Origin of the sequence: Bacillus thuringiensis (genome assembly GCF_001182785.1) — a bacterium.
Taxonomy (GTDB): domain Bacteria; phylum Bacillota; class Bacilli; order Bacillales; family Bacillaceae_G; genus Bacillus_A; species Bacillus_A thuringiensis_S.
On the sequence record NZ_CP012099.1, the window covers coordinates 810842 to 826357 of the forward strand.

Below are 15516 nucleotides of genomic sequence, written 5' to 3' on the forward strand. Positions count from 1 at the left end.
TGACTCTTTTTTATAACTAGTTTAATACTTTAACTGTAACTGTTTTACGTCCCCAGCTACTTGATGTGCCTTTATCTGGCATTAAAACGTCGATTTTATTTCCTTTAATAGCTCCACCAGTATCACCAGCGATTGCTACTCCGTAACCTTCAACCCATACTTTTGAACCTAATGGAATGACACTTGGATCAACTGCAATTAGTTTCATGTTTGGATTAGCTGTTAAGTTGTGACCCATAGCTGATTTTACTTGGTCGCCTGCTTTATAACCATTTTCAAGTGGATCTGCTGTGTAAGCTGTTGCTACAACACGTAACTCACGAGAAGATGATGGTGCACTTGTTTCAGTTTCTTTTGCAGCAGGTTGTTGTGTAGCTGGTTGTTGAGCTTTAGCTGCTTCTTTAGCTTTAGCCGCTTCACGAGCTTCAGCTGCTTCTTGAGCCTTAGCCGCTTGAGCTTCAGCATCTGCTTGAGCTTTAGCCGCTTCACGAGCTTTAGCTGCTTCTTGAGCCTTAGCCGCTGCTTGAGCTTCAGCATCTGCTTGAGCTTTAGCTGCTTCACGAGCTTTCGCCGCTTCTTGAGCTTTAGCTTCTGCTTGAGCTTCAGCATCTGCCTGAGCTTTAGCTGCTTCTTGAGCCTTAGCTGCTTCACGAGCTTTCGCCGCTTCTTGAGCTTTAACTTCTGCTTGAGCTTCAGCTGCTTCGCGAGCTTTAGTTGCTTCCACTGCTTTAGCTTTTGCTTGAGTTTCAGCTACTTCCTGAGCTTTAACTGCTTCACGAACTTTAGCTGTATCTTGAACTGTAGTTGTTTTTTCAGCTTTAACTACTGGTTGAACTTTAACTGGTGCTTTACCTGTTAAGTAAGGAACATGAACATAAGCTGTTTTTCCGTTATATTCAAATTGAATCCAATCATTTTGTACTTGGTGTGTTGTTTCGATTACATCATCTTTTTTCAACTTACCAAGAATCTCTGAATCTGTGTTTGCACTAGCACGTACGTTTAATACGTTTGCTGTTACGTAGTAAGTGTCTTTTGTATAGTCAGCGCTTATGAAAGCTTCTTTACCGCTATTCAATTGAACTTTTGACCAACCATTTTCTGTATGTAAAACATTTACTTTATATCCATCTAATAATTTTCCTACAACTTTTGATTCAGTAGTTGGGTTTTCTCGTACGTTTAGTACGTCAGTCGTTACGATAGTTTCTGCTTTAGCAGATGTTGTGAAAATCCCAAGACCAAAAACCGCTGCTGTTGCTATACCCATAAATTTTTTCATAATAGCCTCCATTGCATTTGTTTTCGTTGACCTCATTATAGCAACCATTATTTTCTTATTTGCGAAAAACATAAAATTACAAAGCTTTCGTAACGGGGCATTAATATTCTGTAACAATTCCATAAATATCCTGATAGCGCTTCCTTGTTGTTTTTTGGCGTATTAGGGCATATAAAACACAAAATGAGTAGTATTTCAATTACTATAACGTTAATAATATTACGGTAATTTTTCTTAAGTGTATCTATAGTGTTACAAAAGTAGTGTGTTTTACTGTTTAAATGAAAAAATAGTTATAGAATAATAATCTTTTTAGACGTAAAAAGATATAAATGAGGTGAAATTTAATGAAATATCGATATAATTGTTACAAAATCAGTCGAAGCATGGAAAAAATTACGCCTTGATTTTCGTCTGTTACATAGTATTTTTGCAATAATAGGATTAGATAATAGCCTTAGTAGCTATAAATAATGAAGAGTATTAGAATGATAGTTGTAACGTGAAACATATATAATAGAAGAAACTCAATTTAATAGGTAAATAAAAAACGCAGGAGTGTAAACTCCTACGTTTTTGTTTATTCATATCGTAAACATTCAATTGGATCAAGTTTTGCAGCTTTGTTAGCTGGTAGTAGTCCGAATGCAATACCGATTAGCATTGAAATACCTACTGCAAGAAGTCCAAGTTCTTTTGAGACAACGAGTGGCCATCCAGCAAAGATTGAGACGATCCAAGCGAAGAAAATACCGAGCATGAATCCGATGAAACCACCAAGTCCTGTTAAAATACAAGATTCGATTAAGAATTGTGTTAATACTTTACCACGTGTTGCACCAAGTGCTTTACGAATACCAATCTCACGTGTACGTTCTGTTACAGATACGAGCATGATGTTCATTACACCGATACCACCAACAAGTAAGGAAATAGCAGCAATACCACCGAATACCATTTTCATCATACCGATTGATTCGTCTAGTTGCTTCGTAAATTCACCCATATCTTGCGCTTCAAATTTATGCTCAAATTTAGGGGCCTTCATGTCGTTTAAAACGGAAACGGCTTCTTTTTCTACATTTTTACGTTCCGATGGAGAAACGAGTGTTAATTTTACTGTGTCATACTCAGTTACTCCTGAAATTACAGGGGCGTTTTCAAGTGATGTATAACCTTCTGACATAGCCATTCCAAACTCATTTTTCGTTTCGTACACACCGACTACTTTATATGGTTTTCCTTTTATATCTGTGTATAAATTTGATTCCCAACCATTAAATAATTTATTGAAAGCTTCTTCATTTAATATAACAGTAGGAATTGCTTGGTTTAATTCGCTGTCGTTTAATTCACGACCGTGAACTAATTTTATTTTTGAATCTGTCATAAAGGCGCCTGTTCCACCTTTTAAATCAAGAGAGACATCTTTTGAACCAGCAGATGCTTTTACTTTCATACTTACATCTGGATAAACATCTTTAACTCCAGGAACAGATTGAAGACGTTTCAGCATATCAGATGTAATTTTAGCGTTATCTGGTCCATAATCAGGGTTTTTGTAGTAAATCGTTACTTCATTATCTTTTCCTTGGCCTAACTCTTTTTTAAACTTTGCGTTTGTACCATCACCCATTGAAATGATAGTAATAATGGCGCTAATACCGATAATAATACCTAGCATCGTTAAGATAGAACGCATTTTATGAGCAAAGATAGAGGAAAGGGCCATGCGTATATTTTCACTCGTGTTCAAAATTAACCTCTCCAATCTTGGACGATATTTCCGTCACGAATTACAATTTGACGTGCTGCAGCTTCCCCAATTTCACGGTCATGGGTAATCATAATGATTGTTGAGCCTTGTTTGTTTAATTCGTAAAAGAGGTCCATAATTTGTGTACTTGTTTTCGTATCAAGTGCTCCCGTCGGTTCATCGGCTAAAATGAATTTCGGGTTATTTACGATTGCACGTGCAACAGCGACACGCTGCTTTTGTCCACCTGACAATTCGTTCGGCAGGTGAGTAGCGCGATCAGCTAAGCCTACTTTTGTTAAAGCGGCTAATGAACGCTCACGTCTTTCTTTTTTATCAACTCCAGCGTAAATAAGAGGTAGCTCTACATTTTGAAGTGCTGTAAGTCTCGGTAATAACATGAAGTTTTGGAATACGAATCCGATCTCTTTATTACGAACGCGTGCAAGTTCTGTTTCAGACATGTTTGAAATGTTTTGCCCAGCTAGTTCGTACGTACCTGTCGTCGGTTTATCTAAACAGCCGATAATGTTCATTAATGTTGATTTACCAGAACCAGATGGACCCATAATTGAAGTGAATTCTCCTTGGTTCAGTGTTACGTCAATTCCGTGTAATATTTGAACGGATTCTGCACCATTTTGGAAGGATTTCGTGATGCCTTTTAAGTTAATCATTCAACGACAACCTCCATACCATCTTTTAAGTCTTTTTCAGGTTTAGAGATAATTTGTTCTCCTTTTTTCACTCCAGAAACTTTTGCTTCGCTATCAGTCTCGAATTCAACAGTAACTGCTTGTTCTTTCGCTTTACCGTCTTTTACAACGAAGACAACATTTTTGTCGCCTTTTTTCACGATGCTGCTTTTTGGAACAATTGTACCAGTTGCTTCGCCAGATTTACTTGTTACGTAAACGTGGAATCCGTTTTGTAGTTCGTCACTATTATCTAATGTGACAGTGAATTGATAGTTAGAAACAGTTTTATTTTCGTCCATACTCTTTAATGGTGTAGAACCGATTTCTGTTACTTTTCCTGTCCAAGTCTTACCAGCGACAGTTTTTGATGAAACAGTTACTTCTTGCCCAACCTTCATACTAGCAAGCTCATATTCAGAAAGTTGACCTTTTACTTTAAATTGACCAGCGTGACGAAGAGTAATTCCGCTCATACCTGTTTTTTCGTCAGCAGTTTTTACGATATCATCAATTACGCCATCAGCAGGACTTGTTACAGAAAGAGTGTTTACTTTCTCTTTTGCTGCTTTAATCATTTCATCAGCTTTTTCAACTTCAAACTTTTTCATTTCAATTTGTGATTCTAATTGCCCAACTTCAGCTTCTGATGCTTTTAATGCTTCAGCAGGAAGGCCTGCATTTTTGTCTTTTTGTAATTTTTGTTTCGCTGCATCAATTTGTTTTTGGAACAACGTTACTTCTTTTTGTGCGATTTTCTTTTGCATTTCTGCTTCTGTTACACCTTGTTTAGCAGTAGGATCATTGTATTTAAACAGAAGTTGACCTTTTTTCACTTCATCGCCTTTTTTAACAGCTAATTCATATGTTCCTTTTGTTGGATCGAATGAAATAGTTTCAATTCCGTTTGGAATAATTTCGCCACCAAATTTTTGTGCGTTTTGGATTTGTTTTTCCGTAACTTTATAACCGCTATATGCCATTGCTACTTCTGAACTGCCTCCAGCAAATGCAAAGTATGATCCAGCTGCAATTCCGATTGCTACTACACTAGTAATTAACACTTTATTTTTCTTCTTCATCTATTTATCACCTTTTCGTTCGTTTTAGTATCTACATTAAGTATAAAAGAGGAGAAGAATCTGACAAATCGTTTTAGCTTACAATAACCTTACAGTTTTGTAAGGTAGAGGTTGTCCTAGTATAAGCAAATGAATTGACTCGTTGTTTCTTTCTTACAATAATATTGTATGGAGGAGAGGAGGAAGGAAGATGGAAGCTTATTTTAGTGCGCATCCATTAAAATCGTTTATTCCATACTCAAGGCAACATGTCCTTATATTATTTATTATGTTGGTGGGGATATTTTTTCTGTATCAATACCAAGATGTATTACGTCAAAGTGAGTGGAATATAACGGTTCGATATGCAATTGCATTTTTATTTATAGGTAGTGAAATTGGGCTTCATATGTGGGAATGGAAAGCAGGGATTTTTGAGCTAGCTACTTCATTACCGTTTGAATTATGTACAATTAGTTTATTATTAGCGTCGATTATGATCGTAACGAAAAGTTACCGTATATATGAGATTGTATTTTTTACCGGAATTATTGGTGCATCACAAGCCATTTTAACACCAAACTTGCAATATGCTTTTCCGCATTTTCGTTTCATTGAATATTTTAGCGCGCATATATTGCTCATTTGGGCACCACTCTTTATGACTTGGGTGGAAGGCTATAGACCGACTTTGCAATCTATTAAGCGTACGATGATATTTTTAAACATAGTAATTCCAATCGTTTCTTTTGTGAACTACAAAACAGGAGGCAATTATATGTTTTTAGCTCGTAAGCCAGAAACTGCTTCATTACTCGATATGTTAGGGCCGCATCCTTACTATATTATTTCATTAGAAATAGCTGCGCTTATTGGATGTTTTATTTTGTATATGCCGTTTGCGAAAAGAGAAGGGCATGCGCATAAAGAATCACTAGGATCATAACCTAGTGATTTTTTTGTATAAACATTTACAATTCAGAAAATTAAGAATAAAATTAGAGGGTAAATTATATAGAGAGAGAAGGGAAAACGTGGTCAAAAAAGTTTTTCTGAATGGGATGGAAGTGACGGTTCAATTTATTATTTCGATTTTGGGTATTATTTGTTTAGGGGCACTGCCGAAATTATTTTATGGATTTGAGCTGCATGCATCAAGGTACATACAGAGTTTAAAAGAAGTGTTTGTGAACTTAATGGATATTTCCAATTTGCAATATGTGAAAGGTAAATTTTTATTTCCGCAGCTGTTCGTCCATTATAAAGAAACGATTATTATTTTTTTAGCTGCTTTTTTTATTTCATTATTTGTAGCATTTTGTATTGTTTATGTAATTATGAGTAGTTCACCGCGTATACAACATCGAATTAAATCATTTCTTATCTTCCTAGAATCCATTCCAGATATCCTTCTTATTTTAGTATCACAAATTTTAGTTGTATGGTTTTTTAAACAAACAGGTTTTTTACCTTTTCAAATTGCTTCAATTGGAGGCGAGTCGATTAGGGGGTTGCCAATATTGTGTTTGAGCATCCCGACTACGATTATGTTTGTAAAAATGGTCGTGCTTCGTTTTGAAAATGAACTAGAAAAAGATTATGTACTATTTGCTAAGGCGAAAGGGCTGGGGCGCTTTCATATTTTAAATCGTCATATTTTACGAAATGTGTTGCTTAGTACATTATTCTTTGCGAAAACGAATATCTTTTTTATGTTATCTAATTTATATATTATAGAATGGATTTTTAATACGGGTGGTATTTTTATGTTTTTGAAATCGTATTTCGGTATTAGAGTTGAGGTTTTCATCGTTAGTGTGCTTCTTATATATATTCCGATTTTTATTTTATTTAAATTGTTTCATTATCTCATTCCGGCTGCGATGAAGGAGAGATTATAATATGTGGACGTATATAAAACGTGATAAAAGATTTTGGATAAGCATTGGGTTTCTTCTCCTATTAGTTCTTTTGAGCATCGGAAATACGTTATGGAATGATGGACATATTAGACAAGTTACATTGCAATATGATGCGGATGAAAATCCAGAAGTGCCACCGTTTCCACCTTCATTACAATTTTTACTCGGGACAGACCGGAAAGGGTATGACCTGTTACATTTAGTCATTGAGGGCGCGAAGTGGACGATTGGTATATCTATTTTAATTGCGGCACTTAGAATGGTAATAGGTGTGTTTTTCGGTGTCGTACTCGGAACGTATATAAAAAGAGGATTTTCAAAAATTGAGGCTTTCTTTGATAGTTTTACAGTTATTCCGACAGTTATGATTGCGTATTTTTTTCTTCAATCTGCAAATGCATTTGGAAGCGGAGAGGAGACAACAACCTTTTTTGAAAGGGCTTCGTTTCAAGTGGTATTACTTGTACTGCTTGTAATGCCAGTTATTGCACTGTATGTGGCGAAGGAAGTTCGTAAATTGCGAACGGAAGAATTTGTTGATGCCGCGCGCATATTAGGTGGATCGAGAAGACATATTGTTATAAAACATATTTTTCCGCATCTCTATATGCCGTTTATACTCGTATTTCTTCAGCAGTTTACGCAGACTCTTACTATTTTACTGCACTTAGGATTACTTGAAGTGTTCTTTGGTGGGACTGTAATGTTTGGTGGACAAATAAAAGAGGTGGAATCTTATACGCATGAATGGTCAGGTTTAATTGGAGTCTATTTTAGATCATTAACAGTGAATCCATGGATCCCTCTCGTCCCAATTACATTTTTCGGGCTTACTATTTTTTCAGGAAATATGATTGTGAAAAGTATAGAAGAGGCGATGATGAAAGTAAGGTTAGGGGGAGAGATGAAGAAGGACGTTGTAGAAGAGGAACAATCTGCTGTGCAGTCAAAAGAAGAGTTATTTACTTTTAAACATACGATGTGAAGAGCCTGGGAAACTAGGTTCTTTTATTTTGTTATATTACAATATCGTAAGAGAGATGTAATAAAAATCGATAGGGGAGAAATGCAATTTCGTATACACTTCATGTATAGAGAAATGCGAGAGCGGGTGAAGGTATACGATGGATTTTTTAGAAGTATCAAAACGTAGTATAAAACGAAATGTGAAAGATTATTTTCTATACTTTATTTCATTAGTAGGCAGCATTATTATTTATTTTACATTCGTATCGATTAAACGAAATGAAAGTGTAGTAGCTCTTTTGAAAGAGTCAGATAAGGTGGAAACGACGTTTACGTTTGCACAAATTTTGTTAATTATCTTTTTAACGATATTTATTTTTTATTGTAATAGCTTCTTTTTGCGAAAGAAGAAAAAAGAAATTGCACTATATAGTTTATTAGGTATTCGTAAAGAAGAAATTGCGAAATTACTCTTTTATGAAACATTATTAGTTGGTGCTGCGGCAAGTGTATTAGGTATCATTTCAGGTTTGTTTATAGCCAATATATGCGCAGGGCTTCTTGTGAAGTTAATGGGAAGTGCATTTACTTTTACATTTACGATTTCATTTGTATCAATAGTAGAAGTTCTTATAACGATAGGTGCCATTTTCTTTATTGCATCATGGAAAAGTAAAAAGTTAATTTATGAACATCGTTTAGTTGAATTATTGTACGGGGAAAATCAGAAAGAAGAGGCACCTACTTATTCAAGTAAGAAAGCGAAAAGTGCAATTGTATTACTTTTTATAGGGTATGTGGTGGCATTTTCAACTTTAATTTTTGGAGTAGTGATGTTACTCCTTACAGGGTTAGTCATTTTTGGATTAATTGTAAAAGGTACGTTTTTATTATTTGAGCAGTACACAGTGAAATCACTGCATAAAGTAAAAGAAGACAAGAAGAAATATTGGAATGGGACGAACATTTTATCAATTTCTTCATTGTTCTTTAGAATAAAAGGAAATGTAAAGATGCTGGCGTTATTATCTTTATTAAGTGCGGTAACACTATGCACAATTGGTATGAGTTCTAGTATGTATTATGGAGCGAAGAAAACGGCGAAACTTATGAATCCAGTTAGTTATGAGTATGTAACGACTGGGAAGGAATTAGATAAGAAAGTCAGTGAAGAGATTCAAAAACATGAGTTAGGAATTAAAAATGAAACGTCTATAACTATGCTCTCTATGCAAGGAAATATAGATGGAGAACAAATGTTAACAGGATATTTAATAGGTAATGGTAATGTACAAATTATAAAAGTGACAGATTATAATAAATTAGCTTCTATGTTAGGTCATAAACAAGTTATTCTCGGTTCTGAAAAGGAAGTTGTTTTATTAGATCCGTATAAATCATATAACATCGAAAAGAATTCTCTTGAAGGAAATCATGTGTCCTTTGAAGGAATGAAGAGTGGTTTAACAATCGTTGATCACCGCGAAGAAACAGTTGTTAGTGCGAAACTTGCACCAGTGGGGCTTGTTGTTCAAGAGTCATTATTTAATAAGTTGCAGAAAGGAAAGGATGTTTCAACAGTTAGTGGATTTATCGTTGAAGGGAACGGTAGTAGAGAGTTAACGGAAAGAATAGGAGCTATTATTCCGAAAGAAGCGAAATTCCAATCATTTGAGAAGACGAATCAATCTGAATTGCAAGATGGTGCAGTATTATTATTTGCAAGTGTATTTTTAGGGATTGTCTTTATTCTTGCAACAGGCTGTATTTTATACTTTAAACAAATAACAGAAGCAATGTCAGAGCGACCGGCATACGGAATGTTAAAGAAAATCGGATTAACGAAGAAGGAAGCAAGGGAGTCTGTAAGAAAGCAAGTCGGTGCAATATTTTTAGCACCATTCATGCTTGCGATATGTCATACGTTCTTTGCGTTTTTAAGCTTGATGGGATTTGGAGGAATGTTTGAATATAGTCTTCCTCTGCTCGGTAGTATAGGGGTATATATCGTGATTTACTTTGGTTATTATATGTTAACGGTTCGTTCGTACACGAATACAGTATTTAATGATAGAAAATAAAAAGAAGCAAGCATGGATTTCATGCTTGCTTCTTTTCTTTATTTTGTAGAAACTTCACCTGTAGCTTCTGTTTGCGGAATAAAGTATCCAATTATACCACCGATTATTGCTGGAATGATCCAGCCAATTCCTAGGTTATAAAAAGGAATGGTGTGTACGATATTAGCGATAAAACTTGGTATCATTTCCACATTATCAAGTGCATGAATACAGCTAATAATAAACGCTGCAATCATCGCTCCAATGTAGACAGAAGGTTTACGTTTCGTATATTTATCGATAAATGATACGAAAACTAAAATGATCGTAATTGGGTACAAAATAATTAATACAGGTAGTGTGATTTTAATTAATAAGCTTAATCCTAAGTTTGAAATAACGAAACTAAAGATACAAACGTATAGTACAAGCTTTTTGTATGAAACATTTGTTAGCACTGTTGTGAAGTAATTTGCAAATGCACTTACAACACCAATTGCCGTCGTTAAACAAGCGAAGATAATGGCGATACTTAATAAAATATTACCGCTTGTCCCAAAGAATTGATACATAACAGTAGCTAATAGCTGACCACCGTTTTCGAATTGCCCTAAGTTTCCGTTTGAAGCTCCGATATAACCGAGTAAGAAGTAAACAATTGTTAAGAATAGAGCAGCAATACTTCCGCAAATGATTGTATATTTTGCGATAGATTTCTTCTCTTGTATACCGTTTTGACGAATTGCATTTACAACAATTGTTGATAGTACGAGAGCGCCAATTGCATCTAACGTTAAAAATCCTTCAAGAAATCCTTTGAAAAACGGGATGTCTTTATAGTCACCGATAGGCTCTGCAAACGTTCCTGGTGAAAGAATCGCTTTTGTTGCCATAATTGCAATAATTACAAGTAAAATTGGTGTTAATATTTTACCGATATGATCTACTAGCTTGGATGGATTTAATGATAAGAAGTAAACGACTGTAAAGAAAATCGCACTAAAAACTAACATAGAATACCATTGATCTGGGAAAAGTGGTGCAATCCCGATTTCGTAAGATACAGATCCAGTTCGTGGAATAACAAATAGTGGGCCGATTGAAAGATAAATAATGATAGCGAATACTGCTGCGAATTTTGGATGAACACGGCTCGCTAAAGTGTTAAAACTACCACCAGCAAGGGCAACAGCAACGATAGCAAGTAAAGATAAACCGACGTCTGTAATAATAAATCCTGTAATGGAAACCCACATATTTTCTCCGGAAGAAAGACCAAGAAGGGGCGGGAAAATCATATTACCAGCACCGAAGAAAACTGCGAATAGTAATAAACTAATCGAAAGTATTTGCGCTGGTTTTAAAGTTGTACGCATATAAAGAAAATCCTCCTAATGAGTGTTTTTGTCGAAAATTCAAATAATTTGTCGAGTAACTGTTATTATTTTAAAGGTCTGATGACTAGAAAGCAATAGGGAATTTTGAAAATATTAAAAAATAATGCATTAAATCGAATAAATATACTATTTATATGTTTAATAGGAAGAATTTAACTTTTAACATAAAAAAACACATATCGCTAGGATACGTGTATTAAAAATATATTTTTCTATCGCGTTCTTCTTTTAAAATTTCAACTGCTTCTCGGAAGCGTTGTGAATGGACAATTTCTCGTTCGCGTAAAAAGCGTAAGCTGTCATTTATGTCGGGATCGTCTGATAAATCAATGAGCCATTGATAAGTTGCTCGTGCTTTTTCTTCAGCTGCAATATCTTCATATAAATCTGCGATAGGATCACCTTTTGCTTGAATATAAGTAGCAGTAAAAGGAACACCACCGGCATTATGATAAAACAAGGCGCTATCGTGATTAGCGTACTGTGCATCTAATCCGGCAGCTTTCATTTGTTCAGGTGTTGCATCTTTCGTTAATTTATAAATCATTGTAGCAATCATTTCTAGGTGTGCGAATTCTTCGGTGCCAATATCGGTCAGCAAGCCAACGACTTTGTCGGGAATCGTATACCGTTGATTTAAGTAGCGAAGGGCAGCTGCAAGTTCACCATCTGCACCTCCGTATTGTTCAACTAATAATTTTGCGAGTGCTGGATTACAGGTGCTTACTTTAACGGGGTATTGTAATTTTTTCTCATAAATCCACATAGTGTCTCTCCTTTATATTTGCCATGGCCAAGGCCCTTTGCTCCATTCCCATGGAGCGTTAGAATAACTATTTCCAAACTGTTGAAGTGGCCCGTATTTTCCTTCAATTTTTTGCTGTAATATTCTTCGTTTATAGGAGAAATCATTGAATTGATTTATAGCGGCGGTATCGTTAGGATGTGTATCTAAATAGAGGGTAAGTTCAACTAATACAAAGTCCAGTTCTTGTAGTTCTTCAATCCATTTGTAATATTCATCAGGCAATATTTGTGTCACGTTGTTAGTCACGTCCTTTTTTGTAAGGATTTTCATAATAATCATAAAAAGCAGGCCATAAAGTCCCTTTTCTTAAAGCTTCTTTTGGTGGGAATTGGGGTAAGTTAGGTGGCTGAAAGCCCATAAACAGGTGAGGGGGTGTTGAGTAATATTTTTTCCCAATTGGAGGGCAAGGATCGTTTGGTCCATGAAAAGGTATGTAGGATTTCATGTATTTGTCCATGTTACACGCCTCCTTTATTAATGAGATATTCATCACTACGTATTGTATTCATACATAATTGTAAATTATGACTCATATAGAAAACTAAAAGGGGCAGGAGGAGTGCGGATGGAAAGGATTACAACATGCATTGTATTAGAATCTAAAAACTTAAAGGAAACATTATATTTTTATGAAGGGATTCTAGGTTTCACACCGAGTAAGGAGAGACCACAATTACGTGTAACAGGTGTTTGGTATGATATTGGTTCAACGAGAATTTGTTTTGTTGTACACCGGGGACTGGGAGAGTATAGAGAGACTGTCACATCAACAGTAGAGGAACTATTTTTTAAAACTACAAATATCGATCAGATAAAGAAAAAATTGGAGTTTTATCATATATCATTTGTAGAGGAATGTGATGGTGAAGAAGTAAGAATAACTTTATATGATCCGGATCATGTTAAGATCCAACTTGTTTCAACAAAGAATATAGAATAGTGTCTTTTATAATGTAATAATCTGAATAGCATATGAAAAAAATATTGACAAGCTTAGGTAAATATTTTAATGTGATTGTATAAAATTGTGTATATAAAGGGGAGTAACTTATTACAGTAAAGTCGTCATTACAGGGAGAAACCCTCGGCTTTATTGGCAACGTTTCGTTGTTAGTGAGACCTTTACCAGCAATGGTAGAGGCCCCTTATTGTCTTTTTTAGGACCCTTACCACGTTTGGTAGGGTCCTTTTTGTATACAAAGAGAGGAGATATAAAAATGAAAAAACTTATTAGTAGATTAAGAGTTGTATTTCATGTTCGCCGATTTGTTCCATTCCTATTTGACTTTTTCACTTCAAAAGAGGTTTCAATAAAGAAGAAAATTTTATCTATTGCATTTTTAGTTGGTTATGTTGCGATGCCGCTCGATTTAATTCCAGACTTCTTACCGTTTATCGGTATTTTAGATGATATTGGAATTGTGTTATTTATTTTGAACCGAATTGTAAAAATGGCGCCAGTTCAATTACAAGAAAAGCATAACGTAAATGTAGGATAGGAGTTAAAAATATGGAGCAAATTATTTTAGATATAATCGAATTTTTAAAGCAGTTTTCTTATTTTGGAGTTGTGTTAGCATTAACGTTTGAATTTATTCCGGCAGAAGTAGTTTTGCCCATGGTTGGGTATTGGGTATACGAGGGTGATATGAATTTTTGGCTTGCTGTACTAGCCGGAACGCTTGGCGGAACGACTGGACCGTTAACGTTATACGCACTCGGTTATTACGGTGGCCGTCCTCTATTAATAAAATACGGGAAATACTTCTTCATTAAAGAAGAACAAATTCAAAAAGCAGATGATTTCTTCGAGAAATATGGACCGGTTGTAGCATTTGTTGGACGCTTTGTACCGGGAGTTAGAACGCTTATTTCTGTTCCATGTGGTATGGCGAAAATGAACATATGGAAATTCAGCATATATACATTTGTAGCAATGTTCCCGTTAACGACTTTGTATGTTTATTTTGGAATGAAATTAGGTCCGCATTGGGAAAAAGCAGCGGGTGTTGTTGGACAATACATGCTACCAATATTAGGAGGCGTTATTCTTATCGTGGCTAGTATCTTTGTCTATAAATATATGAAGAAAAGAAACAAAACGGAATCTATCTAGTCATTTGAATATTTTTTGAAAATAGATGAATAGTACAGGCAAAAGACTCTGAGGGACATACACATATAGGGAATATAAAAGAGAGAGGGGAAACAACTATGTCTTGTGAGTGCTCAGGGTCCGCATTAACTTGTTGTCCAGATAAAAATTATGTGCAAGATAAAGTGTGTAGTCCGTGGTCTGCTACTGTAGTTGCAACAGCAATTGATAATGTTCTCTATACAAATAATATTAACCAAAACGTAGTTGGTACTGGTTTTGTTAAATATGATGTTGGACCAGGCCCAATTACTGTAGAGGTACTTGATTCTGCTGGGGGTACAATTGATACACAAACATTGAACCCAGGAACGAGTATTGCTTTTACGTATCGCCGCTTTGATAGTATACAAGTTGTGTTACCTGCAACACCTGCTGGAACGTATCAGGGAGAATTTTGTATTACAACACGTTATCCACTTTCATAGCAGAATAGGAGAGGATCGAAATGGGAATGAGAAGTTCCAGTTTGTCTTGTTGTTCTAATAAAACACTTGTGCAAGACCAAGTATGTACAGACTGGTCTATTACAGGTGCTGGTACTCAAATTGTATATACAAATAATATCACGCAAGAAGTATATGGTTCAGGTTACGTGAAGTATGATGTAGGTGCCAACCCGATTACAGTTGATTTTTTAGTAGGTGCAACAGTAGTTGATACAATTACTGTACAACCACAAAGTAGTGGTACTTTCACTGTCCGATATTTTACTACTGTCCGAATTACTACGACAGGAACGACTGTTAATCAAGGCGAGTTTTGTATTACAGTACGTTATCCAATTTCATAAAAAAGCATACCGTAAATGGTATGCTTTTTTTTAGAAAGTAATGAAATTGGTATTCTATAAGCAACATGTAAATTCGCAACAGTACTTGCCTTCTAAATATAGTGAAGGATTACTTGTTATATTGATAATACTGACCGAGTGTAAATCTTTTCCTGTGTACGATATTGTATTACCAGGAAACACAGTGAAAATATTGGTTACTGTTCCAACGATTTGAATTGTAATTGCTTCGGTGCTGCTAGTACTATTGTAAACCGAGACAGTACCTGATATAAGTAATATCCCATCACTTTGCCATAGTATCATTGATTGTGATGCATCTTTGGCAGATGGGATGGTGTTATTAGTTATGAGGAAATTCCCTGCAAATTCATTTGTTACTCGCTCGCAATTTGGATTTGGAGGAGGGGGCGGTGGACAAGGGTCTGGACAAATAATAGATAAAGGAGCGAAACAACCGATATTTTTTTTATTCTTCAATACAACCCCTCCTTTTAAGTTGTCTTTTACTACTATTAAATGTAAAAGCATGGCCGATGTGTTAAAAAAAGAAGGAAATATTAAAAATTAAGATTGTCTAATAGGCTTAAACCTTAACTTATCATTAGCGTTATAGAAAAG

Annotated in this window: 19 protein-coding genes; 10 read left to right on the forward strand and 9 right to left on the reverse strand. The window is 35.3% G+C overall.

What is annotated here, in order from left to right; all coding sequences use genetic code 11:
* Positions 1-16: 16 nt before the first annotated feature.
* The 4 genes from entC to AC241_RS04240 all read right to left on the reverse strand — a co-directional run bounded on the left by entC (position 17) and on the right by AC241_RS04240 (position 4815).
* A complete protein-coding gene (gene entC / locus AC241_RS04225) occupies positions 17-1405 on the reverse strand; it encodes a cell wall-binding protein EntC (RefSeq protein WP_050842629.1) in 1389 nt (462 codons plus the stop codon).
* A gap of 457 nt (positions 1406-1862) precedes the next feature.
* Positions 1863-3014, reverse strand: a complete 1152-nt coding sequence (locus AC241_RS04230; protein ID WP_413541763.1) for an ABC transporter permease — start codon at positions 3012-3014, stop codon at positions 1863-1865.
* Between the two features lie 26 nt (positions 3015-3040).
* Positions 3041-3715 (reverse strand): ABC transporter ATP-binding protein, encoded by a 675-nt coding sequence (locus AC241_RS04235; protein WP_000609103.1) that lies wholly within the window; start codon positions 3713-3715, stop codon positions 3041-3043.
* Complete coding sequence (locus tag AC241_RS04240) at positions 3712-4815, reverse strand: efflux RND transporter periplasmic adaptor subunit (protein ID WP_048564420.1); 1104 nt, start codon at positions 4813-4815, stop codon at positions 3712-3714. The genes AC241_RS04235 and AC241_RS04240 overlap by 4 nt, the downstream gene beginning before the upstream one ends.
* Before the next feature lie 190 nt (positions 4816-5005).
* On the opposite strand from AC241_RS04240, the gene AC241_RS04245 reads away from it, so the two are divergent.
* The 4 genes from AC241_RS04245 (at position 5006) to AC241_RS04260 (ending at position 9763) form a co-directional block, all read left to right on the forward strand.
* Positions 5006-5740 carry a YwaF family protein gene (locus AC241_RS04245; RefSeq protein ID WP_050842633.1) on the forward strand — a complete coding sequence of 245 codons (735 nt, stop codon included), beginning with the start codon at positions 5006-5008 and terminating at the stop codon, positions 5738-5740.
* Between the two features lie 88 nt (positions 5741-5828).
* The gene (locus AC241_RS04250; RefSeq protein WP_016082747.1) at positions 5829-6695 is read left to right on the forward strand and encodes an ABC transporter permease subunit; all 867 of its coding nucleotides are present in this window, start codon (positions 5829-5831) and stop codon (positions 6693-6695) included.
* A gap of 1 nt (position 6696) precedes the next feature.
* Positions 6697-7701: an ABC transporter permease gene (locus tag AC241_RS04255; protein ID WP_050842635.1), complete on the forward strand. Its 1005-nt coding sequence runs from the start codon at positions 6697-6699 to the stop codon at positions 7699-7701.
* Between the two features lie 139 nt (positions 7702-7840).
* Complete coding sequence (locus AC241_RS04260; RefSeq protein WP_050842637.1) at positions 7841-9763, forward strand: FtsX-like permease family protein; 1923 nt, start codon at positions 7841-7843, stop codon at positions 9761-9763.
* Positions 9764-9801: 38 nt separating this feature from the next.
* On the opposite strand, the gene brnQ2 is transcribed toward AC241_RS04260, so the two are convergent.
* The 4 genes from brnQ2 to AC241_RS04280 form a co-directional block, all read right to left on the reverse strand.
* Complete coding sequence (gene brnQ2, locus AC241_RS04265; RefSeq protein ID WP_016082744.1) at positions 9802-11118, reverse strand: branched-chain amino acid transport system II carrier protein BrnQ2; 1317 nt, start codon at positions 11116-11118, stop codon at positions 9802-9804.
* 217 nt (positions 11119-11335) lie between these two features.
* Positions 11336-11905, reverse strand: coding sequence for a spore coat protein CotJC (gene cotJC / locus AC241_RS04270; protein WP_002170510.1), 570 nt, complete (start codon positions 11903-11905; stop codon positions 11336-11338).
* A 12-nt stretch (positions 11906-11917) separates the two neighbouring features.
* Positions 11918-12181 carry a spore coat protein CotJB gene (locus AC241_RS04275; RefSeq protein WP_016082743.1) on the reverse strand — a complete coding sequence of 88 codons (264 nt, stop codon included), beginning with the start codon at positions 12179-12181 and terminating at the stop codon, positions 11918-11920.
* A 4-nt stretch (positions 12182-12185) separates the two neighbouring features.
* The gene (locus AC241_RS04280) at positions 12186-12404 is read right to left on the reverse strand and encodes a spore coat associated protein CotJA (RefSeq protein ID WP_029441692.1); all 219 of its coding nucleotides are present in this window, start codon (positions 12402-12404) and stop codon (positions 12186-12188) included.
* A 108-nt stretch (positions 12405-12512) separates the two neighbouring features.
* On the opposite strand from AC241_RS04280, the gene AC241_RS04285 reads away from it, so the two are divergent.
* The 5 genes from AC241_RS04285 (at position 12513) to AC241_RS04305 (ending at position 14895) form a co-directional block, all read left to right on the forward strand.
* Positions 12513-12887 carry a VOC family protein gene (locus tag AC241_RS04285; RefSeq protein WP_016082741.1) on the forward strand — a complete coding sequence of 125 codons (375 nt, stop codon included), beginning with the start codon at positions 12513-12515 and terminating at the stop codon, positions 12885-12887.
* A 277-nt stretch (positions 12888-13164) separates the two neighbouring features.
* Positions 13165-13446, forward strand: a complete 282-nt coding sequence (locus AC241_RS04290) for a YkvA family protein (protein ID WP_000733844.1) — start codon at positions 13165-13167, stop codon at positions 13444-13446.
* Between the two features lie 11 nt (positions 13447-13457).
* Entirely contained in the window at positions 13458-14063 is a 606-nt protein-coding gene (locus AC241_RS04295; protein ID WP_016082740.1) for a DedA family protein, read from the forward strand.
* 98 nt (positions 14064-14161) lie between these two features.
* Positions 14162-14530, forward strand: coding sequence for a DUF3992 domain-containing protein (locus AC241_RS04300; RefSeq protein WP_001277542.1), 369 nt, complete (start codon positions 14162-14164; stop codon positions 14528-14530).
* 20 nt (positions 14531-14550) lie between these two features.
* Positions 14551-14895 (forward strand): DUF3992 domain-containing protein, encoded by a 345-nt coding sequence (locus AC241_RS04305; protein ID WP_000525819.1) that lies wholly within the window; start codon positions 14551-14553, stop codon positions 14893-14895.
* 54 nt (positions 14896-14949) lie between these two features.
* On the opposite strand, the gene AC241_RS04310 is transcribed toward AC241_RS04305, so the two are convergent.
* Positions 14950-15333: an S-Ena type endospore appendage gene (locus AC241_RS04310; protein WP_224413872.1), complete on the reverse strand. Its 384-nt coding sequence runs from the start codon at positions 15331-15333 to the stop codon at positions 14950-14952.
* Here AC241_RS04310 and AC241_RS35840 point away from each other — a divergent pair.
* Complete coding sequence (locus AC241_RS35840; RefSeq protein ID WP_003269593.1) at positions 15218-15466, forward strand: hypothetical protein; 249 nt, start codon at positions 15218-15220, stop codon at positions 15464-15466. The genes AC241_RS04310 and AC241_RS35840 overlap by 116 nt on opposite strands.
* Positions 15467-15516: the final 50 nt, after the last annotated feature.